Source organism: Streptomyces pratensis (assembly GCF_037137275.1).
GTDB classification, from domain to species: domain Bacteria; phylum Actinomycetota; class Actinomycetes; order Streptomycetales; family Streptomycetaceae; genus Streptomyces; species Streptomyces pratensis_B.
Window position 1 is genome coordinate 38,785 of record NZ_JBBBEN010000103.1, and the last position, 23,075, is coordinate 61,859.

A 23,075-nucleotide genomic window follows, 5' to 3' on the forward strand; every position below is an offset into this window, starting at 1 on the left:
CCGGAAGGATCGTGCGCCGCGATGGCCCCCCGTCTCACCGTCGTCGTCCCCCTCTACAACGTCGAGGACTACCTCGGTGCCTGCCTGACCTCGCTCGCCGAACAGACCATGCCGGACCTGGAGGTCGTGCTCGTCGACGACGGCTCCACGGACGACGGTCCGCTCATCGCCCAGGAGTTCGCGGACCGCGACCCCCGCTTCCGGCTGGTCCGGCAGGAGAACGCCGGGCTCGGCGCCGCCCGCAACGCCGGGGTCCGCGAGGCCTCCCCCGACGCGCGGTTCCTGACGTTCGTCGACAGCGACGACGTCGTCCCGCCCGGCGCGTACGCGCGCATGCTGGACGCGCTGGACCGCTCCGGCTCCGACTTCGCCACCGGCAACGTCCTGCGGCTGCGGCAGAACGGAGACCTCGAACAGTCCCCGATGTTCCGCAAGCCGATGGCGAAGGCCCGCACCGCCACCCACGTCACCCGGGACTGGGTGCTGCTCGGCGACCGCATCGCCTGCAACAAGGTGTTTCGCCGCTCCTTCTGGGACGAGCACGCCTTCGCCTTCCCGACCGGCGTGCTGTACGAGGACATCGCCGTCGTCCTGCCCGCCCACTTCCTGGCCCGCTCGGTCGACGTCGTCGACGAGCCCGTCTACCACTGGCGCGACCGGGACGGCTCCATCACCACCCGCCGAGCGGTGCCACGCGGCATCCGGGACCGGGTCACCGCCGTCACCGCCGTCAGCCGCTTCCTCGCCGACCGGGGCCTGGCCGACGCCAGGCGCCGCTACGACGCGCACGCCCTCTCCGGCGACCTGTGGCTGTTCATCGAGGCGCTCCGGGACGGGGACGCGGAGTTCCACGAGGCCTTCCTCGACCACGCGGGCCGGTTCGCCACCTCCGTGGAACCCGCCGTCCTGACCGGACTGCCCCTGCACCTGCGGGTCAAGTGGCAGCTGATCCGCGAACGCCGGCTCGCCGAACTCCTCGGTCTCCTCGCCGACGAGACGAGGGGCCGGGACGTCTTTTGGGTGCGCGGACGGCTCCGCCCCCGCGCCTGCCACCCCGCCGTACGCGCCCCGCTGCCGCCCGCCACGACCGCGCTCGCCCCCGCCGACCTGCCCGTCCACGCCCACCTCACCGAAGCCGTCTGGCGGGACGGGCTGCTGCGCCTGACCGGGTACGCCTACGTCCGCAACGCCCCCGGCGGCCCGGTGCGGCTGACGTACCTGCGCGCCGGGAAGCGGCTGATCCCGCTGCGGACGCGCACGGTCCCCGGCGACGAGGCCACGGCCCGCTCCGGCGGCGAGCTGCACCGCTACGAGCGCGCCGGCTTCGAGGCCGTCGTGGACCCGCGCACGCCGGCGGCCAAGGGGACCGGACGGACCACCTGGAAGCTGGAGGCCGTCGTGGTCGGCGCGGGCCGGCCGCGCCGGGGGCCCATGCGGCTGACCGGCACGCCGGCCCCGCCCGCCGTGACGTACATCGACGAGCGGACCCGGATCGTCCCCGTCCTGTCCGGCGACAAGCTGCACCTGCGCACCGAGCGCGTCAACGCCGTGCTGACCGGGCAGGCGGCGGCCGGGGACGCCCTGCGGCTGACCGTGAAGGTCATCGGCGACGCCGGACCGGTCGCCCTGCGGCTCACCGAGTGGCGGACCAAGGAGACCCGTGAGTTCGCGCTGCGCGGCTCGCTCGGCTCACGGGTCGCCGAGATCCCCCTCAGCTCCTTCCGGGGCCAGGACGACATCTGGGCCGTCCAACTCGTCGGCGAGGGAGGCCCGCTGACCGTTGCCGCGCGGACCGACGCCGAGGACGGGCGCTATCCGCTCCCCGACGGCCGCGAGCTGTGCGCGGCCCCGAACCCGTCCGGCGACCTCGTGCTCACCGACCGGGCCGTGCAGCCGGTCGTCACCTGCGCCCGGTGGACGAAGGACAGCGGGGAGCTGGCGCTGGCGGGGGAGTTCCCGGTGCCGGCCGGCGCCGGCCACGAACTGGTCCTGCGCCACAGCGGCCACCACGAGGAGGCCGCCCTGCCCCTGGAGCGGGGCGACGGGGCCGGCTTCCGCGCCGTGATCACGCCCGCCGCCGTCGACGGGCCCGGGGGCCCGCTCCCCCTGGCAGAGGGGCGCTGGCACCTGTTCCTGCGGGAGCCGGGGGAGCGGGACCCGCAGGCGTACCGGCCCCTGCGGCTGAGCACCGCCCGGCACGGCGCGCTCCCGTGCCGGCAGCGCGCCGGCGGACGGGACTTCACCCTCCAGCGCCGCCACCACGACCACCTCGTCCTGGAGTCGGGCAGCGCCCTCCCGGCCGCCGAACGGGGAGCGTACGGGCAGCGCCTCCTGCGCGAGCGGTACGCCACGGCGCGCACGGCCACCGGTGAACCGCGCCAGGCCGTCCTCTACTCCAGCTTCGACGGGCGGCAGTACTCCGACTCGCCCCGCGCGATCCACCGCGAACTCACCCGACGCCAAGGGTCTTCCGGTCCGGACGTCGAACACCTCTGGGCAGTGCGCGACCAGCAGGCGACCGTGCCCGACGGGGTCCGCCCCGTCGCCCTGCACAGCTCCCAGTGGTACGAGGCGCTGGCCCGCAGCCGGTGGATCGTCACCAACACCCACCTGCCCGAGTGGTTCGAGCGGTCCGAGGGCCAGTGCGTCGTCCAGACCTGGCACGGCGCCCCGCTCAAGCGCATCGGCCGCGACCTCGCGGGAACGCCCTGCGCCGACACCGCGTACATGGCCTCCATGGAGCGGCGCGCCGCCCAGTGGAGCGTGCTGGTCTCCCCGAACAGCTTCTCCACCCCCGTCCTGCGCCGCGCCTTCGGCCACTCGGGCGAGGTGCTGGAGTGCGGCTACCCGCGCAACGACCTGCTGTACGCCCCCGACCGGGACGCGATCGCCGCCGAGGTGCGTGAGCGGCTGGCGATCCCCCAAGGGCAGCGCGTCGTCCTGTACGCCCCCACCTGGCGCGAGGACCGGCCCAAGCGGGCAGGCCGCTACGGGCTCGACCTCCCCCTCGACCCGCAACAGGTCGGCGAGGCCCTCGGGGAGGACCACGTCCTGCTGGTCCGCCGCCACTACCTCGTCGGCGGCAGCGTCCCGGACACCGCCGCCGTCCGCGACGTCTCGCGCCACCCGGACGTCGCCGAACTGCTCCTCATCAGCGACGTCCTGGTCACCGACTACTCCTCCGTCCTCTTCGACTTCGCGCAGACCGGCCGGCCGATGCTCTTCCACACCCACGACCTGGCGCACTACCGCGACACCCTGCGCGGCTTCTGCTTCGACTTCGAGGACCGCGCCCCCGGGCCCCTCGTCCCCGACTCCGCCGGCGTCGTCGCCGCCCTGCGCGACCTGGAGGCCGCCACGGCCGGGCACCGGGAGGCGTACGAACGCTTCCGGGCGGAGTTCTGCGACCTCGACGACGGGACCGCCTCCGCGCGCGTCGTCGACCGGATGCTCAAGGGGGAGCAGTCGTGAGCGACTTCAGCTGTGTGATCACCGCGGGCGGGATGGACGAGGGCTGCCCGCGGGGCGGCGCCGCCGGCGCCCTGCGCGACTCCGCCGCCTCCGTGCTCGGCCAGTCGCTGCGCGCCGCGGAGGCCGTCGTCGTCCTCGCCGCCGGCGCCGACGCGCCCACCCGCGAGGCCGCCCGCACCCTGGCCGACGGCGCCCCGGACCGGGTGCGCCTGCTCCACGCCGACCCGGCCGCCCGCACCACCGGAGCCCTGCGCAACGCGGGCCTCGACGCGGCGGCGGGCCGCTACGTCCTGGTGCTGTCCACCGGCGAACGGCTCCAGCGGCACGCCTGCCGCAACCTCTGGCAGGCCGGCGAGCGCAGCCGCGCCGACCTGGTCGCCGGCCGCTGGAGCGCATGCGCCGAGGCGGGGACCAAGGAGCACGAGCCGCCCTGGCAGGACGAGCTGTACGCCCGCTCCCGCACCCTCACACGCTTCACCCAGAGCCCCGAACTGGTCGTCCGGGACGCCCTGGTGACCGGCTTCTGCCTGCGCCGCGAGGCCGTCGCACGGCACGGCCTGCGATACGAGGAGGATCTGGCCCACAGCGAGATCCTGTTCGGCCCGCTCGCCGCCGCGGCGGTCGGCCGGATCGCCCTGCTGCGCCGGCTGATCGTGACCGGCAGGGCCGCCCCGGACCGGGCCCGCGACCTCGCCGCCCTGGCCGAGGCACACGGCCGGGTCGCCAACACCCTCCTCGCCCGCGGGCTGCCCGAGCTGCACGGGGAGCGGGAGCGGGCGTTCGCGCGCGACCACCTGGTGCCGCTGGTCCGCGCCTTCCCCCGGCTGCCCGCCGCCCGCCGCGCGCGGGTCGCCGCCGTAGCAGCCCGCGTCCTGGCCTCCCCCGCCCCACCGGACCTGCCGCCCCTGGAGCGGGTCGCGGTGACCCTGCTGGCCCGGGGCGACGCGGAGGGGGCCCTCGCGGCGGCCTACGCGCTGAGCCGGCCCGCCACCGTGTGCGCGTCCCTGGTGACGCGTGCGGACGGCCGGGTCCACTGGGTGGCAGAGGACGGCGCGGAGAGCCCGGAGGCCGCCGTGGACGTCACCGAACTCGGCTATCACCACCGCCCGTTCGGCGAACTGCGGCTGATGAACCGGCTCACCCGCTGCACCGTCGACGCCGGCCGCCTGGCGCTCGAAGGCCGCCTCGTGCTGCCCGGCCACAGCGGGCCCGCCTCCGACACGCCCCTCGCCGCCACCCTGGAGTTCCGCGCCCGCGGCGGGGCGCGCGCCGTCGTGTTCCCCGTGGCGGAGGTACGGCAGGGGACGACCGGGATCACGTGGCGGGCGCGCGTCGACGTCACGCGCCTCCTGCGCCCCCTCGGCGTACGCGACACCGCCTGGGACGCGCGGCTGACCGTCCAGGCCGGCGGACCCCACGGGCCCCGCTGTGTCAGCGACCTGTTCGCCCCTCAGGACCTCACCGCCGACGCCGGCGGCCTGCGCGCCCGGCCCCGGCTCGGGCGGCTCGCCGGGGACACCTGGGAGCCCTACGTCACGCTGAAGGACCACCTCGCCCTCCGGCTGACCGCCCGCCGCCGCCCGGCCCGCACCACCCGCCGCCTCGTCCGCTACGCCACCTGCTTCCGGCCCGCCCGCAAGGCCAGGGGCCTCGCCCGCGCCCTGGGCAGGCGGCTGGAGCGCTACCGCTCCCGGAGCTTCAAGACCACCGCGTACAACACCTGGCTCACCCGGCTCCCCGTGCGCCGGGGCTCCGTCGTCTTCGAGAGCCACATGGGCCTCTGCTACGGCGACAGCCCGCGCGCCCTGCACGAGGAGATCCGCCGCCAGGGCCTGCGGCTGCGCGCCACCTGGTCCCACGACGGCTCCCCGGAAGGCTTCCCGGCCGACGCCCGGCTCGTGCGCCGCTGGTCCTGGCGCTACCTGTGGGCGCTGGCCCGCGCCGAGTACTGGGTCGACAACCAGGGCTTCCCCCAGGCGCTGCGCAAGCCCGGACACACGACGTACCTCCAGACCTGGCACGGCTCCGCGTACAAGCGGATGGGTTTCGACGAGACCCGAGTACGGCTCCAGAACGCCCCGCTGCGCGAGCGGCTCCAGCGGTCCGTGCACCGCTTCGACCACTTCCTCGTCCGCTCCGAGCACGACGTGAGGACCCTCGCCCGCGCCTACCGGATTCCCGAGGAACGACTCCTGCGCACCGGCTACCCGCGCAACGACGCCCTGGTCGCGGAGCGCGCCCGCGCGGAGGCGGAGGGGCGGCTGCCGCGCCCGCCGCTCGCCGCGGCGCTCGGTCTGGACGACCACAGGAAGACGGTCCTGTACGCGCCGACCTTCCGCGGCGGGCCCGGCAGGGGACGCAGGCGCCGGCTCCTGCTGGACGTGCAGGAGTTCGCCGCACGCTTCGGGGACACCCACACCCTGCTCGTCCGGGCGCACTACCTTCAGACCGCCCGGCTGCCCCTCTGCCCGCCCGGGACCGTCGTCGACGTCTCGCGCCACCACGACGTCAGCGAACTCCTCGCCCTGACCGACGTCCTGGTCACCGACTACTCCTCCATCATGTTCGACTTCGCGCTGCTCGACCGGCCCGTCGTGCTGTTCGCCCCCGACCTCGACGCGTACACAACCGAGCGCGGCAGCTACTTCGACCTGCGGGAGAAGGCCCCCGGGCCGGTGGTCGAGACCCACGACGAACTCTTCGCCGCCCTGGCGGAGCTGAAGAAGTCCGACACCCGGCACGCCGACCGGCGACGGGCGTTCGCCGAGGAGTTCGGGGCCTACGACCGGGGCGACGCGGCGCGCCGGGCCGTCGCCGCCGTCTTCGGCGGACACACCAGCATCCAGCAGCGGGGGGCCGGCCGATGAGCCGCGACGTCTTCATCGTCTCCAACAGCACCGACGAGCTCGGCGGCGTCACCGCCTGGACGCACCAGACCGCCCGGCTCTTCACCGAGCACGGCCACCGGGTCCACGTCATCGGCGTCCACGCCTCCGACCGGAAGATGGCGCTGCCCGAGCGGCCCCCCTACCCCGTCACCGCCCTCTATCCGGCCCACCCGCCGACCCCCTGGGCCCCCTGCGGGCTCCGCGACCGCTTCCGCGTCCCCGCCCGGCGACGGGAAGCGGCCCGCGCGGCGGCGCAGCGGCAGGCGGTCGGACGGCTCTCGCAGCTCTTCGCCGCCGCCCGCCCCCGAGCAGTGGTCCTCGTCACCCAGGTGTGGGCGATGGAATGGGTCGGGCAGGCGGACACCGCCGGGGCGCGGGTCATCGGGATGAGCCACGAGTCCTACGCCTACTCCCGCGCGAGCCACCGCTACCGCTGGATCAAGAACCACTACAAGGACCTCGACCACTGGCTCGTCCTCACGCAGGAGGACGCCGACCAGTGGGCGGGCGAGGGCATGAACAACGTCGGCTTCCTGCCCAACGCCCTCTCCCGCCTCCCCGCGCAGCCCTCCCCCCGCACCGCGCGGACCGTCGTGAGCATCGGCCGGCTCAGCGACCAGAAGGGCATCGACCTGCTCCTGGACGCCTGGGCCCTGCTCGCCCCCCACCGCCCCGACTGGCGGCTGCGCGTGTACGGGGCGGGCGAGGACGAGGACGAGCTGAAGGCCCGCTGCACCGCCCTCGGCCTCGACGGCTCGGTGGAGTGGATGGGGTGCACCGACGACGTGGACGGGGCCCTCGCGGACGCCTCCGTCTTCGTCCAGTCCTCCCGCGGCGAGGGCTTCCCGCTCGCGCTGCTGGAGGCGATGGCCGCCGGACTGCCCTGCGCGGCGTTCGACTGCGCCCCCGGGGTCCGCGAGATCGTCCGGGAGGGCGAGGACGGACTCCTGGCCCCCGCCGGGGACGTCGCCGCCCTCGCCGACCGGCTGCTCCGGCTGACCGGCAACCCCCGGCTGCGCGACGCGATGGGGGACCGGGCCCGCTCCGGCGTCCAGCGGTTCTCCGAGCCTGAGGTCCTGCGCCGCTGGGAGGAGCTGTTCGCGCTCCTGGAGCGCTGAGCGCGGGCCGGCCGGCCCGCGCTCAGCCCCTGACGCGGGTCCCGGGCTGCTCCTGTTCCGGCAGGGCCGGCGTCCGCCGCGCCGCGTACGGCGCCGGCAACGGCAGCCCGCCCGTCTCCCCGAGGAAGACCCGGCGCACCACGCGCTCGGCGGCGTACCCGTCGTCGTGCGGGCAGAACCGCTCCCGGAAGGCGGCCCGCAGCCGCGCCGAGCGGGAGCCGTCCCAGCGGCCGTCCGCGAGGAGACCGGACAACTCCTCCTGGCTGCGCGCGATGAGGCCGGGCGGGAAGGAGGCGATGTCGAAGTACGTGCCCCGGGCCGCCTCGTACGCCTCGACGTCCTGGAGATGCAGCACCACCGGCCGGTCCAGGTTGACGTAGTCGAACATCACCGGCGCGTAGTCCGTGATCAGCCCGTCCGACGCGAGCGCCGTCGTCTCGACCGACGGATGCCCGCTGACGTCGATGACGCCGGGATGCGGGACGTGCCCGCCCGCCACGGCGGCCGCGGGGGGCAGGTCGCGGGCCAGGATCACGAACCGCGGCCCCAGGACCCGGATCAGCCGCTCCAGATCCAGCGCGGGCCGCTGGACACGCCGGTAGTCGCGGTGCGCCGGGACGTACAGCAGGGCCGTCGTGCCCTCCGGGACGCCCAGCGTCTCGCGCAGCCGGGCCCTGTCCGCCGGCCGGGTGCGGTGGTACACGTCGTTGCGCGGGGACCCGTACTCCAGCGTCGTGTAGGCGGCGGGGTAGGCCCGCTCCCGTACGAGGGTGGAGTGCGGGTTCGCGGACAGGGCGAAGTCCCAGGTGTCGGCGTCGCGCAGCAGTTGCTCGAAGTCGGTGCCGCGGGCGGCGGCCGGCCGGTCCAGGAGATCGGTGCCCACGCTCCCCAGCGGTGTGCCGTCATGGGTCTGGAGCCGGATCTGACCGCGGCGTTTGACCAGTCGGCGGTCGAGGGCGGCGTCGCTCACCAGATACGTGGAGCGGGCCAGCGCCGTCCAGTACCCGAAGGAGCCGGGCGCCACGTGCCGGGCCCCGGTCGGCACGGTGCGGGCGTCGGCGGGGCGGCAGAGCCAGACCGTCCGGAGCCCGGGCACCAGCTCACGGGCCTTCGCCTCGACCGCCGCGGGGCTGCCCGTGCAGCCCCGGTGCCCCCGGGTGGCGAACACCGCGTCCCGGGGCCGCAGCGGCAGCCGCGACTGGATCAGGTAGTGCGCCCGCAGCGCCGCGCCCAGCACCGCCCGGCGGGCGGCCGCAGAGCCCCGCCGCAGCCGTCCGCGCAGCCGCCGGGCGCCGGACAGCGCCCGGTAGGTGCGCCGCGCGCCGAGCCGCATCAGACCGTGCCGCAGCACGGTGCGCGGGGGCACCGGCGCTCCGGGGGCGTGATGGCGGCGGCAGGAGGCGGCCGCCCGGCGGAAGAAGGCGGCGCGGCTGGGGGGCGGCAGCCGGTCCGGGGAGGAGAAGAGGGCCGCGTAGTGGTCGAGCATCCGGCGGAACAGCACCGGCCGCCACCGGGCCAGCCCGGGCCGGGAGTCGATGAACGCGAAGACCCGGTCGTACTGGTCGAAGACGTCGAAGTGCTTCTCGCTGGTGGTGGAGAGGATGTTGCCGCGCCGCCGCTGGCGGTAGGAGACGCAGACCGCGTCCAGGACCGCGATCGACCCGGCGGACATCAGCACCGGATAGGTCCAGGGGGTGTCCTCGTAGTAGCCGGGAGGGAACGTGAACCCCTCTGCCTCGACGAACGCGCGGCGGTAGGCCTTGTTCCAGACGACCATGAGGAGCCGCAGCAGCTCGGGGCGGTCGGCGAGCCGGAAGCGGGCGGGGCCGCTCTCGTCGAGGTGGGCCGCCAGGACGTTGCGCACACTCCGGCCCGACCAGTACGTCCGGGCGTAGTCGTACATCAGGACGTCGGGTTCGCCGGTGGCCCCGAGCCGGTCGGCGATGACCTGGAGCGCGTGGGGCAGGAGGGTGTCGTCGCCGTCCAGGAAGACCAGGTAGTCGCCGTCGGCGCGCTCCATCCCGGCGTTGCGGGCCGGACCGAGACCGGCGTTGCCGGGCAGGTGCAGCACGCTGACGCGGGGGTCCCGGCGGGCGTAGTCGTCGGCGATCGGCCCGCAGGAGTCGGGCGAGCAGTCGTCGACCACGATGATCTCGAAGTCCTTGAACGACTGGCTCAGCACGGAGTCCAGACAGGCGGGCAGATACGCCTGGACCCGGAACGCGGGCACGATGACGGTGAACCGGGGCACTACACATCCATGGGTCGTTCGCGGGGACCAGGTGGCCCGCAAACGTCGGATGGAATGACAGGGTTACGCCGGGCGTGGCATTCGGGGGACGTACGCGGCGAAGCGGCCCGGTTCCGGGGAACCGGGCCGCTCCTGGTTGACGTACGGCCGTACGGCGGGTGCTATTTGACGGCGCCCGCCATGACGCCGGAGACGAACTGCCGCTGGAAGGCGAAGAACACCGCCAGCGGGATCACCATCGACACGAACGCGCCGGGGGCCAGGACGTCGATGTTGTTGCCGAACTGGCGCACCTGCTGTTGCAGCGCCACGGTGATCGGCGGCGACCCGGAGTCCGCGAAGATCAGCGCCACCAGCATGTCGTTCCACACCCACAGGAACTGGAAGATCCCGAGCGAGGCGATCGCCGGACCGCCCAGCGGCATCACGACCCGCGTGAACAGCCGGAGCTCGCCCGCCCCGTCGAGCCGGGCGGCCTCCAGCAGCTCGCGCGGGATCTCCGCGAAGAAGTTCCGCAGCAGGAAGATCGCGAACGGCAGCCCGAAGGCCGTGTGGAACAGCACCACCCCGAGCGTCGTCTCGAAGAGCCCGATGGCGCCGAAGAGCTCGGAGACCGGGATCAGAGCGACCTGCACCGGCACCACCAGCAACCCGACGACGAGCAGGAACCACCAGTCGCGTCCGGGGAACTCCATCCAGGCGAAGGCGTATCCGGCGAGCGAGCCGATCACCACCACCAGCACGGTGGACGGCACGGTGATCATGACCGTGCTCATGAGCGAGCCGGTGATCGTCGGGTCGTCCAGGAGGCGCCGGTAGTTGTCGAAGGTCAGCTCGGACGGAGCGGTGAGGACCGTCCACCAGCCGGTCGCCGCGATGTCCTGGGGTCCCCGCAGCGAGGAGAGGAGCAGGCCGATCGTCGGCATCAGCCAGAACAGGGCCACCAGGATCAGGACGACCCGCAGGACTCCGCCGCCGGCGCGTGCGGCGACCCGCACGGCCAGGGACGGCTTCGCGCGGAGCGGCTCTGGCGCTCGCTTCGCCCGCGCCCTCGGGGGGCGTGTCCCACGCGTGCTCATCGGCGTCCCTCCTTCCGGATACGCCGGATGTTGACCAGCATCACCGGGATCACCAGCAGCAGCAGAAGCACCGCGATGGCGCTTCCGACCCCCAGGTCCGCGTCCGTGCCGAACGAGGACCGGTACAGCTGGAGCGCCAGCACGTTCGCGTCGTCCTGCGAAGAGCCCGGGGCGATGATGAACACCAGGTCGAAGACCTTCAGCACGTTGATCATCAGCGTCACCAGGACCACCGCCAGGACCGGCGCCAGCAGCGGGACGGTGATCCGGCGGAACACCTGCCACTCGTTGGCGCCGTCCACCCGCGCCGCCTCCAGCAGCTCGCGCGGCAGGCCCGCCAGGCCCGCGGCGATCAGAACCATGGCGAACCCGGCCCACATCCACACGTAGCTGCCGATGATGGCGGGCGTCACCAAGGAGGGGCCGAGCCAGTCGACGCCGTTGTACGGCTCCCGGAAGTTGTCCGCGGGCAGACGAAGATGCGCTCCGTCCGCCGACGCGGGCAGGGTGAACACCCCGTCCGCCCCGGCCGTCGCGGTGGCGACGACCTCGCCGTCCCGTACCGCCTGGACCGTGAGCCCCTTCAGGCCCAGCTCCCGCGGGTCGACGACGTTGGGCTTGCCGCCGCCGCCCCGGGTGAAGTCCAGCCAGGCGGTGCCGGTGATCTCGCCCCCGGACGCCGCCGGGGCCCCGTCGGCCGGCCGTGCGTCGCCCGGCATCTTCGCCGGGGCCACGCCGACCAGCGGTACGCGCACCGGCTCGCCCGCGCGGATCGGCTGCTTGGACACGAAGTCTCCGTCGCCGTCCGCCGTGAAAGGGTGCACGGGCAGCGGGCGCGCCTTGGGGAACCCGGCGGCCTCGGAGAACGTGTCGTGCACCCCCACCGCGACGGCGTTGGCGACGCCGCGCTCGGGCGCCTGGTCGTACACCAGCCGGAAGATGATGCCCGCCGCGAGCATCGAGATCGCCATCGGCATGAAGACGATCAGCTTGAACGCGGTGCCCCAGCGGATGCGTTCGGTCAGAACCGCGAAGATCAGCCCCAGCGCGGTGGCGACCGTCGGGCCAAGGACCACCCAGATGGCGTTGTTCTTCACCGCCGTGACGATGGTCCTGTCGGTGAACAGGGCCCGGTAGTTGTCGATCCCGGCGAAGCCCGTGCCGGCCTGGTCGAGGAACGACCGGTAGACCGAGTACCCGATCGGATAGAGCACCAGTGCGCCGAGGAGCACCAGCGCGGGCAGCAGGAAGACCGCCGCGACGGCCCTGCGGGTGCCCGTCACCCCCCGGCGGGGCCTCTTCGGCCGGGACGGCGGCGGGTGCGGACTCGTGTCGTCGGCGGGGGGCACCGGGCCGGCGCCCCCCGCGGTCGCTGTCGTCACCGCGTCAGCTCTTGTACGCCTTGACCGCCGCGGACTCCAGCTGCTCCTGGGTTCCCGCGATGTCCTCCGGGTTCTTCAAGAAGTCCTGGAGGATCTTCCACTCGCCCTTCCCGGGCGTCCCGCCGAACGACTGCGGGGCCTGGTCGGACATGTCGAACCGGACGTCGTCGCCGGCCTGGACGAGCGCCTCGGCCATGGTGCGCTGCACGTCGTTCGGGTACGCGCTCAGATCCAGGCCCTTGTTCGGGGAGATGAACCCGCCCGCTTCCGCCCAGATCCTCGCGGCGTCGGCGGAGGCCAGCCAGGTCAGCAGCGCCTGCGCGCCCTTGGTCTCCGTCAACGCGATGGCCGCGTCGCCGCCGGTCACCACGGGCGCCTCCCCGCCGACCGCCGGGAACGGGAACACCTTGGCGTCCGTGCCGATCTCCGCCTCGGTCTGCGCGATGTTGACGGAGACGAAGTCCCCCTCGAAGACCATCGCGCCCTTGGGCTGGTCGCCCCCGGTGAACGTCTGCGTCACCGACGTCGGGAACTCCGTCTGCAAAGCCCCGTCCGCCCCGCCCGCGATCAGTTCGGGCCGGCCGAACAACTCGGCCAGCGTGGTCAGCGCGTCCTTCACGGACGGGTCCGTCCACGGGATCCCGTGGCGCGCCAGCTGGTCGTACTTCTCGGGGCCCGCCTGGGAGAGGTAGACGTTCTCGAACCAGTCGGTCAGCGTCCAGCCGTCCGCGCCGGCCACGGAGACCGGGGTGACGCCGGAGGCGGAGACGGTCTCCGCGGTGGTCAGGAAGTCCTTCCACGTCTTCGGCTCACTCGCCCCGGCGTTGTCGAACGCGGCGGCGTTGTACCAGATCAGCGACTTGTTGGCGGCCTTGAAATACACGCCGTACTGGGTGCCGTCCACCGCGCCGAGGTCCTGCCAGACCTGCGCGTAGTTCTGCTCGAGCTGGGCCCGCGCCTCGGGGCCGACCGGTTTCGCCCACTTCTTCGCCACCGCCTGCTGCACCGCGCCGACCTGCGGGATCATCGCCACGTCCGGCGGCTCCTGGCCCTTGATCTTCGTCCCCAGGAAGTTGACGATCGGGTCCTGCGCGGGGACGAAGCTGACGCTCGCGCCCGTACGCTTCTCGAACTCGTCCAGCACCTTGGTGAAGTTGGCCTGCTCGGGCCCCGTCCAGACCGCGGCGACCGAGACGCTCTCGCCGTCCAGTTTCGGTAACGTGACGGTGGGCGCGCCGTCCGCGCCCTTCCCGGAGCCGTCGCCCGTCGCCTTGCTGTCGTCGCCGTCGCCCCCGCAGCCGGTGAGCGCCAGAGCGCCGACCGCCGTGAGAACGAGTGCGGCCCTGCGTATCCGAAGGGTTGTGCGCATTCCTGCCCCGTCTCTCTTCTACGCGCCCGGTCACGTTCGCCTGGCCGGGCTGCGTCGTTCGTGCGCACAGTCCTACGCCGGGCGCACGGGCCCCGCAATACCGGCGGAGTACTCAACACGGTGATCGTGATGCCCTCGTGACGTCGCGTCAGCCACTGGCGGCGGGGGACGGGGCGCAGCCGGCCGGAGCGGGAAGCCGGGACGGGGGAGGTCAGGTCGGGAAGGGGACGAGGGCGGGCAGCGGCTCTGCGTTCACCGAACGCGCCGCGCGCTCCAGGGCGCTGGCGAGCAGGGCCAGGTCCGTCGGCCCGTTGCCCAGCTCCCTGACCGGCCGCCGGGTCGGCGGATCACCCATCCGCTCCCACTCCAGCGGGACGACGGTCGGCCGGAGCGTCGCCGTCCGGGGGATGCGGCCGGTGACCCGGCCACCCTGGAACGGCGTCACCCGGCCGTCCGGATGCCCGAGCCTGCCGCGCCCCGGAGCGGGCTCGTCCGGGGAGGGCGGCAGCACCGGTGCGTCCAGCACGACGCGCAGCCGGGCGCCCCGGGCCAGATCGGTGTCCTCCGTGCGGTCGGGGCGTGCGGAGGTGGCGACCAGGTGGACCCCGAGCCGCCCGCCGTCCCGGGCCACCGCCTCCAGCGCCCGCACCACCGAGCCGGCGCCGGGCCGGCCGGGGCTGCCGAGCGCCGGGGCGACCAGGGCGTCGAAGTCGTCGGCGAGGACGACGAGGCGGGGCAGCGGGGGCGGCCCCGGCGTCTCGGCCCGCGCGGCGGGGCGCAGCCGCAGGGCGCCGCTGGCCGGGGACTCCAGGTCGCCCCGCCGCTCCGCGCCGCTCGGCGACCGCGGCCCCACGACCCGCTGGGGCGCCTCCTGCCGGGCGTGCCGCTCGTGCCAGGCGGCGAAGTCCAGGTCGCCGAGCAGCTCGGCGCGCCGTTTCAGCTCACCGCCCAGCGCCTGGGCGAACTCCCGCATCCGGACCGGGTCGGACGCCACCAGGTGCGTGAAGGCGTGCGGCAGCTCCGTACAGGGGAGCAGCCCCTCGCCGCGCTCCCCGTGCTCGCCGCCGGAACCGTCGACGAGCAGGATGCCGAGCCGGTCGGGCCGGGCCGCGGAGGCGAGGGACGCGGCGACGGCCCGGAGCAGCTCCGTACGGCCGCTGCCCGGCGGTCCCTCGATCAGCATGTGCGGCCCCTCGTCGGCGAGATCGACGCTGAGCGCGCCGTGGGGGCCCGCGCCGAGCACGAGGACCGGCCGCCCGGCGTGCGGGGCGGCGGCCGGGGCCCCGCACTCCTGCTCGCCGGTCCGCTGCCCCGCCCCGGGACGCCCGTCGCTCCCGGAGCGCCACACCCCCGGATACGGCGTGCGGCCGGAGTCGTGGGGGTCCACGGCGGGACGCGGCACGCGGTCCGGGTCGTGGGCGCCCGCGGCCGGATACGGCGTGCGGCCGGAGTCGTGGGGGTGCGGGGAGGAGACGGCCGTGCGCTGCGGGCCGATGCGGGGCCCCGCGCTGAGCGTGCGGCCGGAACCGGGCCCGTCCCCGTCCGTACGCCCCGGGGGCGCCGCCGGCCCCCGGGGCGTCGAGGCGCCCGGCTGGGCCTCCGCCGTGGACGCCCAACGGGCCATGAGGGAGGCCGGAGTGGCGCGGGCCAGGCCCAGCTCGTCCAGCAGCCGGGCGGACGGCGGCAGCGCAGCGGTCGTCGGCCGGCCCGCCAGCACGGCCGAGCCCTCCTCGCGCAGGGGGGCCAGGGCCCGCCCGAACCGCTCGGCCCAGGCCGCCGACACCGCGTCGACCGCGGCGACCGTGCCGTGCCCCGCGGCCTGCCCGCCCGCGGTGCGCAGCAGGCGCAACGCCGTGGCGACGTCGCCGCTCAGCATCGCGACCGCCCCGCACTCGCGGAAGGCGACGGAGGCCCGGCAGGCGGCCTCGTACGTCGCGGCCACCGGGGACGTGGGAGAGGCGGCCGGGGTCTCGGCCAGGCAGATCAGATGGATGCCGGCCGCCGCCCCGGCTCCGGCCAGCCGGGCCGTGGCCTCGCGCAGCGCGGCCGTACCGGGGTCGCCGTCCAGGACGACCACCGTGTGCGGACCCGTGTGCTCGCGGGCGGCGGCGGCCACCGCGGCCCGGTCCAGATGGGGCCAGTCGGGGCCGAGCGGGCCCTCGTCGAGGCGGCGCACCAGCTCCGCCGTACGGGCGGTCGCCTGCTCGTGGTCGTAACCGAGGAGCAGCCGGCAGTCCTGTCCGTGCAGGGGACGCAGATGCGGCAGCCACCCGAGCCAGGCCCACTCCCGTCGCCGCTCCTCCAGGGTGCGGGAGCGGTCCGTGCTGAGGAGGACGATCTCCAGGTCGAACGGGGAGTGCAGCGCCGCGAGCTGCGCCACCGCGGAGCGGGCCAGCCCCGCCAGCCGGGCGCGCGGGCCGGTCAGCCCCAGCGATCCGGCCTCCCGCAGCCCCACGGTCACCGGGACGCCGGGCACCTCGGCCCGGTCCGTCGTCCCCAGCCGCATCACCAACGCCTCCGGGTGCCCCGCGTGGCGCTCCCACAGCCGGGGCCCGGGGCCGAGCGCGGTGAGCAGCACGGCCGCCGGGTCCGGCCAGGTGCCCGCGGGCGCGGACGGCACGGCGGAGAAGGGCGCGAGCGGGGAGGCGGGGGACGCCAGGCGCCCGGCCCCGGCGGCAGAGGAGCCGTCCCAGCCGCCTCTGGGGTCGTCCGGGTCGCCGGGCGCCGGGGGGCCGTGGAGGTCGTCGGGGGTGTGCGGCCGGCCGGGCTGACGCGCCGCTCCGCGGCGCTCCGGGGCCGACTGCTCGCCTCTGCCGCCCGTGAGCCGCCGGGCCCAGGCGCCTATCCCGCGCCGGGGCGCCCGGACGGTGTCGAACTGCTCGCCGCGGGCGTGGGCGCCGTGCTCAGGTCCTGTGTCCGGCGCGGCGTCGCCCTGCTCCGGCCAGGGGGCGTCATGGGCCGCGGGGGAGGGCAGGCCGTGTGCGGGGGCCGCCCCGGGGGCGCCGTGGCGGTGGGCGGCGCTGGGCGGGCCGGGGGCGTGGGCCGGGGCGGGCCGCTCCGCGTCGGCGCGGGGCACTCGCAGGTGCCCCTCGCCGTCCGGGGCGGTCGGCAGCGTCGCCGCGGGGGAGCCCGCCGTGAGCCGGAGGGTCGATTCGCCGAGCCGCAGCAGCGCGCCGGGGGCGAGGCGGACCGGCCGGTCCCGCACCTCGACGCCGTCCAGCGAGGTGCCGTTCGTAGAACCGAGGTCGGCGACCGAGACCCGGCCGTCCTCGGAGACCGTCACCGCGCAGTGCAGCCGGGACACGTCCGGGTCGTCGAGCGGGACGTCCGCGTCGGCGGAGCGGCCGATGCGGATCTGCCCGCCGTGCAGCAGGTGGACCCCGCCCGCGTCCGGCCCGGCGACCACGTGCAGCTGGGCGGGGACGGGGTCGTCCGTCACCTCGTCCTCGCCGGGGACCTGGAGCGAGAGCACCGCGCCGTCCACCAGAGGCGGCTCCCCCAGCGCGATGCGGTGCGCGTCCAGCCTCTCCCGTCCCGCGAAGAGCACCACCGCCCCGCCGCCCTGGGAGCTGTCGGGGCCCGACACGGCGGAGGCCAGCGAGGAGGCGACGGCCGCCAGGGCCGTGCCGGCGGGGGCGGTGACGAGCACGTCACAGGTGCGCGCCGGGGTCTGGCCGCTGCGCGGCGCGAGGACGGTCAGCCGGATCTGCATCGCCGTCGGCGGTCCCTTCTGCGCGGGGTGCCCGGCAGGGGAGCGCCCTGTGATGCCCCCCACCCGGCACGGTTCCCCACCCGGCACGGACACGTCGTCCGTACAGGTCGTCACGGACCGCGAGACTCAAGAGCTCGCGGATTCGTGCTGGAGGCATCCTTGCACCTGCCGCCGACAACACGCCCGACGGTCACCTTTAAATGATCTTGAATGGTCGGCTGTGGGCGCAAAAGTGCCTGCTTGCGTCCGGATACCGCCGCTCGGAGGGTCTTGGCGGGGAATCGCCTGCCCTGTACCGAGCAGTAGGGGCACACCTGTGCGATGGTCGCCGGGCAGGTGGGGACGCGCCCGTACGCCGATCAGAGCTGTCCGTGACCTACCTGAGACCGACCTGCGGGGACCGGGCGGCAACCTCTCGCCCGGTTCGCGCGTCTTCTCCCCGAACCGCGCCCCTCCGGTGCGCCTTTCGGCGGCACTAGAGTGGGCCGGAACATCCGGGCGGGCCGGGGGGACCGCAAGCACCACGATCAGCAGGGAGCGCATGACGTGCGGCCGGTAGGCAGCAAGTACCTGCTCGAGGAGCCGCTCGGACGCGGCGCCACGGGCACCGTCTGGCGAGCCCGCCAGCGGGAGACCGCGGGCGCCGAGGCAGCCGTCGCGGGCCAGCCCGGCGAGACCGTGGCGATCAAGGTCCTCAAGGAAGAGCTGGCCAACGACGCCGACGTCGTGATGCGGTTCCTGCGGGAGCGCTCGGTGCTGCTGCGGCTCACGCACCCCAACATCGTGCGCACCCGTGACCTCGTCGTCGAGGGCGATCTCCTCGCCCTGGTGATGGACCTGGTCGACGGCCCCGACCTGCACCGCTACCTCCGTGACAACGGCCCGCTCACCCCGGTCGCCGCCGCCCTGCTCACCGCGCAGATCGCGGACGCGCTCGCCGCCAGCCACGCGGACGGCGTCGTCCACCGCGACCTCAAGCCCGCCAACGTGCTGCTCGACGAGCGCGACGGCCGGATGCACCCGATGCTCACCGACTTCGGCATCGCGCGCCTGGCCGACTCCCCGGGCCTGACCCGCACCCACGAGTTCGTCGGCACCCCGGCCTACGTCGCGCCGGAGTCCGCCGAAGGCCGCCCGCAGACCTCCGCCGTCGACGTGTACGGCGCGGGCATCCTGCTGTACGAGCTGGTCACGGGCCGCCCGCCGTTCGCCGGGGGCACCGCCCTCGAAGTCCTGCACCGCCACCTCAGCGAGGAGCCCCGTCGCCCCAGCACCGTCCCCGCACCGCTGTGGACGGTCATCGAGCGCTGCCTGAGCAAGGACCCGGACCGGCGGCCCAGCGCCGAGAGCCTGGCCCGCGGCCTGCGTACGGTCGCCGAGGGCGTCGGCGTCCACGCGAACTCGGCCCAGATCGCGGCCGCGGAGGGGGTGGGCGCCCTGCTCGCCCCCGACCCGGCGCCCGCCGCCGTCCCCGAGGCCCCGGGAGCGGCCGACCCCACGCAGGTGCTGCCGGGCGCCGCGGGCTCGTACGACCCCGCCGCCCCCACCAGCGTGCTCCAGCAGACGCCGGGGCAGGGGGGCGCGGGGCAGGGGGACCCCGGCCACGCCGACCCGACCGCCGTCATGCCGCCCGTGCCGCGCTCCGACGGGCCGCCGCAGCCGGACGGCCCGCACCCCTGGCAGTCCCAGCTCCAGGCGGCCCGCGACCGCAACGAGCAGACCCAGGTCCAGTACCTCGACCCGAGCCAGGACCCGCTGCGCCGCCGCCCCCAGCGCCAGGCGCCCCCGCAGCATCAACAGCCCCCGCAGCACCCGCCGCGCCACCAGCCGCCGCAACACCATCAGCAGCCGCCGCAGCGCCGCCAGCCGCCTCCGCAGCAGCACCAGCCTCAGCCCTACCAACAGCCGCAACAGCCCCAGCGGCAGCAGTACACGCCTCCGCAGCCGCCGCCCCAGCAGCCCGCCCCGCGGCAGCCGAGGGAGCCGCGACCGCCGAGGCAGCGCAGCGCCAACCCCATGCGCATCCCCGGCCTCGGCTGCCTCAAGGGCTGTCTGTTCACCGTGGTGCTGCTGATCATCGCCGGCTGGCTCATCTGGGAACTGACCCCGCTCCAGGACTGGGTCGCCCAGGGCAAGGGCTACTGGGAGGCGATCGGCGACGCGATCGGCACCGTCACCGACTGGGTCTCCGAGCTCACGGACAGCACCGGAAGCGGCGCCTGACCCGTCATCCCGTCCCTTTGTCGACTTCTCCGGGGCGATATGCCCCGGAGAAGTGGAGCTTGGCGCCATCCAGGGCACGCGACACCCCGAACGCCGCGTAACTTTGTCGACCGGGGGTCCACCGCCAGCCGCTGAGGGAGCAGTCTTGGCACGGAATATCGGCAGCCGGTACACCGCCCACCAGATCCTGGGGCGCGGCAGCGCCGGCACGGTGTGGCTCGGCGAAGGGCCCGAGGGCCCGGTCGCCATCAAGCTGCTCCGCGAGGACCTCGCGTCCGACCAGGAGCTCGTGGGCCGCTTCGTGCAGGAGCGCACCGCCCTGCTCGGACTCGACCACCCGCACGTGGTCGCCGTCCGGGACCTCGTCGTGGACGGCAACGACCTCGCCCTGGTCATGACGCTGGTACGCGGCACCGACCTGCGCACCCGCCTGGACCGTGAACGCCGGCTCGCCCCCGAGGCCGCCGCCGCGATCATCGCGGACGTCGCCGACGGACTGGCCGCCGCGCACAGGACCGGAGTGGTCCACCGGGACGTCAAGCCGGAGAACATCCTGCTCGACATGGAGGGACCGCTCGGCCCCGGCGGCGCCCACCCCGCCCTGCTCACCGACTTCGGCGTCGCCAAGCTGATCGACACCCCGCGCCGCACCAAGACCACGAAGATCATCGGCACGCCCGACTACCTGGCCCCCGAGATCGTCGAGGGCCTCCCGCCGCGCGCCGCCGTCGACATCTACGCCCTGGCGACCGTGCTCTACGAACTCCTCGCCGGATTCACCCCCTTCGGCGGCGGCCACCCCGGCGCGGTCCTGCGCCGCCACGTCACCGAGACCGTCGTCCCGCTCCCCGGCATCCCCGAGGAGCTCTGGCAGCTCCTCGTGCAGTGCCTGGCCAAGGCTCCCGCCTCCCGGCTGCGCGCCTCGGAGCTCGCCGTACGGCTGCGCGACCTGCTCCCCCTGCTGGCCGGCATACCCCCGCTGGACGTGGACGAGCCCGGTGCGGAGGAGAGCGAACAGCGACCCCCGGCCTACGACGAGCAGCAGTACACCCCGGCCGCGGAGGAGCCGCGCCGCCGCGGGGCGGTCCCGCTGGTGCCCGGCTCCGCGCCCGACTCCAACCGCGACACCCACACGAGCATGCGCGTCCCCGCCCCGGACGAACTCTCCGGAGGCCCTCTCGGCACGGCCCGCGCCCCCCGGGCCCCGGGCCGCCCCCGGCCCGGCTCCGCCCGCAACAAGGCGGCCGCCGTCCGCAAACGCCGTCTCACCCTCGGCATCGCCGCCGCCGCGCTGTGCGGGGCCGTCGCCGTGGGCGGCTGGCTCGCGGCCGACGGCGGCGGGGGGGAGCCCACACCCCAGGACAGCGAGAACTCGGCCCCGGCCGCCCCGTAACAGGCCCCGCGAGCCCTGCGGAGAGCCTTCACGAGGCCTCGGCCGGCCCGCGGAACCACCGGACCACCGGGCCGGCCCGGTGCCCGGTGCGCGGGCGAGGGCGAGCTTCATCGGCCCAGCCGTTACGCTGGTCCCGTGGCAGTCGTCGATATTTCCGAAGAGCTGAAGTCCCTCTCCTCGACCATGGGGTCGATCGAGGCCGTCCTGGACCTGGATGCGCTGAGGGCGGACATCGCCGCGCTCGAGGAGCAGGCAGCGGCGCCGTCCCTGTGGGACGACCCGGACGCAGCCCAGAAGATCACCAGCAAGCTTTCCCATCTCCAGGCTGAGGTCCGCAAGGCCGACACCCTGCGCGGCCGCATCGACGATCTCGGAGTCCTTTTCGAGCTCGCCGAGGACGAGGGCGACGCCGACGCGCTCGCAGAGGCCGAGGCCGAGCTGGAGTCGGTGAAGAAGGCCCTGGACGAGATGGAGGTCCGCACCCTCCTGTCCGGCGAGTACGACGCCCGCGAGGCGCTCGTCAACATCCGGGCCGAGGCCGGCGGCGTGGACGCGGCCGACTTCGCCGAGAAGCTCCAGCGCATGTACATCCGCTGGGCCGAGCGGCACGGCTACAGGACCGAGGTCTACGAGACGTCGTACGCCGAAGAGGCCGGCATCAAGTCGACCACCTTCGCCGTCCAGGTCCCCTACGCCTACGGCACCCTCTCGGTCGAGCAGGGCACCCACCGCCTGGTCCGGATCTCGCCCTTCGACAACCAGGGCCGCCGTCAGACGTCCTTCGCGGGCGTCGAGGTGCTCCCGGTCGTCGAGAAGACCGACCACATCGAGATCGACGAAACCGAGCTGCGCGTCGACGTGTACCGCTCCTCGGGCCCCGGCGGGCAGGGCGTCAACACCACCGACTCCGCGGTCCGGCTGACCCACCTGCCGACCGGCATCGTCGTCTCCTGTCAGAACGAGCGCTCGCAGATCCAGAACAAGGCGTCCGCTATGAACGTCCTCCAGGCGAAGCTCCTTGAGCGCCGCCGCCACGAGGAGCAGGCCAAGATGGACGCGCTCAAGGGCGACGGCGGCAACTCCTGGGGCAACCAGATGCGTTCCTACGTCCTTCACCCCTACCAGATGGTCAAGGACCTGCGTACGGAGTTCGAGATCGGCAACCCCGAAGCGGTCTTCAACGGCGAGATCGACGGCTTCCTGGAAGCGGGCATCCGCTGGCGCAAGCAGGGCGAGAAGTAGCTCCCCCAGCAGGCGGATCGGGCCCGGACAGGCGACTGTCCGGGCCCTCCTCTCGTTGCGGCACACGCGGCCCGCCGGAGAGGCGCGGTGCCCGATGCGTCACAGTCATGCTTCCGAATAGCTGTCAAGAACCCTCATATCAGGGTGTAGTTCTCGGAATGACCTTGACGTAATCCTTAACTCTGGCCAGGGTGCTAGAGCAGCATGCGTATGTCTGGGGCGGGAGTGAACCGGGGGCGGGCGGGGTGACCACGACGCGACGTGGGCCCATCCGAAGCGATTCCCCGCAGAGCCGCGGACCGCAGGGCGCTGCTCCACTGACACGAGATCGGCTACTGGGGGTAGCAACACATGACGAAGAAGACGCGTATGCGCGTCGCGCGGATAGCCGCTGGTGCGGTTATTGCCGCGGGTGCCTCGCTGACCGCGGCCGGCGCGGCACAGGCACTGGAGTTCGGTGTCGACGGCGGCGACACCGGCCTCACCACCACCGCGTCGCCTCTGAGCGAGGAAAACCCGGCGGGCGGCGCTGACGAGGGCGCCTCCGGCGCGAACCCTGCCGGCGGAGCCGACGTGGGCGGTTCCGGTGACCAGGGTGGCGCGGGTGACCAGGGTGGTTCCGGTGACCAGGGTGGCTCTGGCGATCAGGGTGGCGCGGGTGACCAGGGTGGTTCCGGTGACCAGGGTGGCGCGGGTGACCAGGGTGGTTCCGGCGATCAGGGTGGCGCGGGTGACCAGGGTGGTTCCGGTGACCAGGGTGGCGCGGGTGACCAGGGTGGTTCCGGTGACCAGGGTGGCGCGGGTGACCAAGGCGGCACCGCCACTTCCGGCACGACGGGCACCACGGGTACGACCGGAACCACGGGCACCACGGGCACGACCGGAACGACGGGCACCACGGGAACGACGGGCACCACGGGCACGACCGGAACGACGGGCACCACGGG

At 74.6% G+C, this 23,075-nt stretch carries 12 protein-coding genes; 7 read left to right on the top strand and 5 right to left on the bottom strand.

Going from position 1 to position 23,075, the window contains the following annotated elements:
• Positions 1–21 precede the first annotated feature (21 nt).
• The 3 genes from V9U70_RS29360 to V9U70_RS29370 are packed head-to-tail and all read left to right on the top strand — an operon-like array spanning position 22 to position 7,477.
• Complete coding sequence (locus V9U70_RS29360) at positions 22–3,471, top strand: bifunctional glycosyltransferase/CDP-glycerol:glycerophosphate glycerophosphotransferase (RefSeq protein WP_336680196.1); 3,450 nt, start codon at positions 22–24, stop codon at positions 3,469–3,471.
• Positions 3,468–6,338, top strand: coding sequence for a bifunctional glycosyltransferase/CDP-glycerol:glycerophosphate glycerophosphotransferase (locus V9U70_RS29365; protein ID WP_336680198.1), 2,871 nt, complete (start codon positions 3,468–3,470; stop codon positions 6,336–6,338). The genes V9U70_RS29360 and V9U70_RS29365 overlap by 4 nt, the downstream gene beginning before the upstream one ends.
• Entirely contained in the window at positions 6,335–7,477 is a 1,143-nt protein-coding gene (locus tag V9U70_RS29370; protein WP_336680200.1) for a glycosyltransferase, read from the top strand. Before V9U70_RS29365 ends, V9U70_RS29370 begins: the two co-directional genes overlap by 4 nt.
• 22 nt (positions 7,478–7,499) lie before the next feature.
• On the opposite strand, the gene V9U70_RS29375 is transcribed toward V9U70_RS29370, so the two are convergent.
• The 5 genes from V9U70_RS29375 to V9U70_RS29395 form a co-directional block, all read right to left on the bottom strand.
• On the bottom strand, positions 7,500–9,728 hold the full coding sequence (locus tag V9U70_RS29375; RefSeq protein WP_336680203.1) for a bifunctional glycosyltransferase/CDP-glycerol:glycerophosphate glycerophosphotransferase: 2,229 nt from the start codon (positions 9,726–9,728) through the stop codon (positions 7,500–7,502).
• Between the two features lie 161 nt (positions 9,729–9,889).
• Positions 9,890–10,807, bottom strand: coding sequence for a carbohydrate ABC transporter permease (locus V9U70_RS29380; RefSeq protein ID WP_336680205.1), 918 nt, complete (start codon positions 10,805–10,807; stop codon positions 9,890–9,892).
• Positions 10,804–12,090 (bottom strand): carbohydrate ABC transporter permease, encoded by a 1,287-nt coding sequence (locus tag V9U70_RS29385; protein ID WP_336680207.1) that lies wholly within the window; start codon positions 12,088–12,090, stop codon positions 10,804–10,806. The genes V9U70_RS29380 and V9U70_RS29385 overlap by 4 nt, the downstream gene beginning before the upstream one ends.
• A 103-nt stretch (positions 12,091–12,193) precedes the next feature.
• Positions 12,194–13,558 carry an ABC transporter substrate-binding protein gene (locus V9U70_RS29390; RefSeq protein WP_336680209.1) on the bottom strand — a complete coding sequence of 455 codons (1,365 nt, stop codon included), beginning with the start codon at positions 13,556–13,558 and terminating at the stop codon, positions 12,194–12,196.
• 211 nt (positions 13,559–13,769) lie between these two features.
• Positions 13,770–17,270: an FHA domain-containing protein gene (locus V9U70_RS29395; RefSeq protein ID WP_336680211.1), complete on the bottom strand. Its 3,501-nt coding sequence runs from the start codon at positions 17,268–17,270 to the stop codon at positions 13,770–13,772.
• A gap of 546 nt (positions 17,271–17,816) precedes the next feature.
• Between V9U70_RS29395 and V9U70_RS29400 the strand changes: the two genes are divergently transcribed.
• From V9U70_RS29400 to V9U70_RS29415, 4 genes are all read left to right on the top strand, one after another.
• Positions 17,817–19,493 (top strand): serine/threonine-protein kinase, encoded by a 1,677-nt coding sequence (locus V9U70_RS29400; protein WP_336680213.1) that lies wholly within the window; start codon positions 17,817–17,819, stop codon positions 19,491–19,493.
• A gap of 145 nt (positions 19,494–19,638) precedes the next feature.
• Positions 19,639–20,886, top strand: coding sequence for a serine/threonine-protein kinase (locus tag V9U70_RS29405; protein ID WP_336680215.1), 1,248 nt, complete (start codon positions 19,639–19,641; stop codon positions 20,884–20,886).
• A 135-nt stretch (positions 20,887–21,021) separates the two neighbouring features.
• Entirely contained in the window at positions 21,022–22,128 is a 1,107-nt protein-coding gene (gene prfB / locus V9U70_RS29410) for a peptide chain release factor 2 (protein ID WP_336680216.1), read from the top strand.
• 351 nt (positions 22,129–22,479) lie between these two features.
• On the top strand, positions 22,480–23,075 hold a 596-nt coding region (locus V9U70_RS29415; protein ID WP_336680217.1), incomplete at its 3' end, for a hypothetical protein.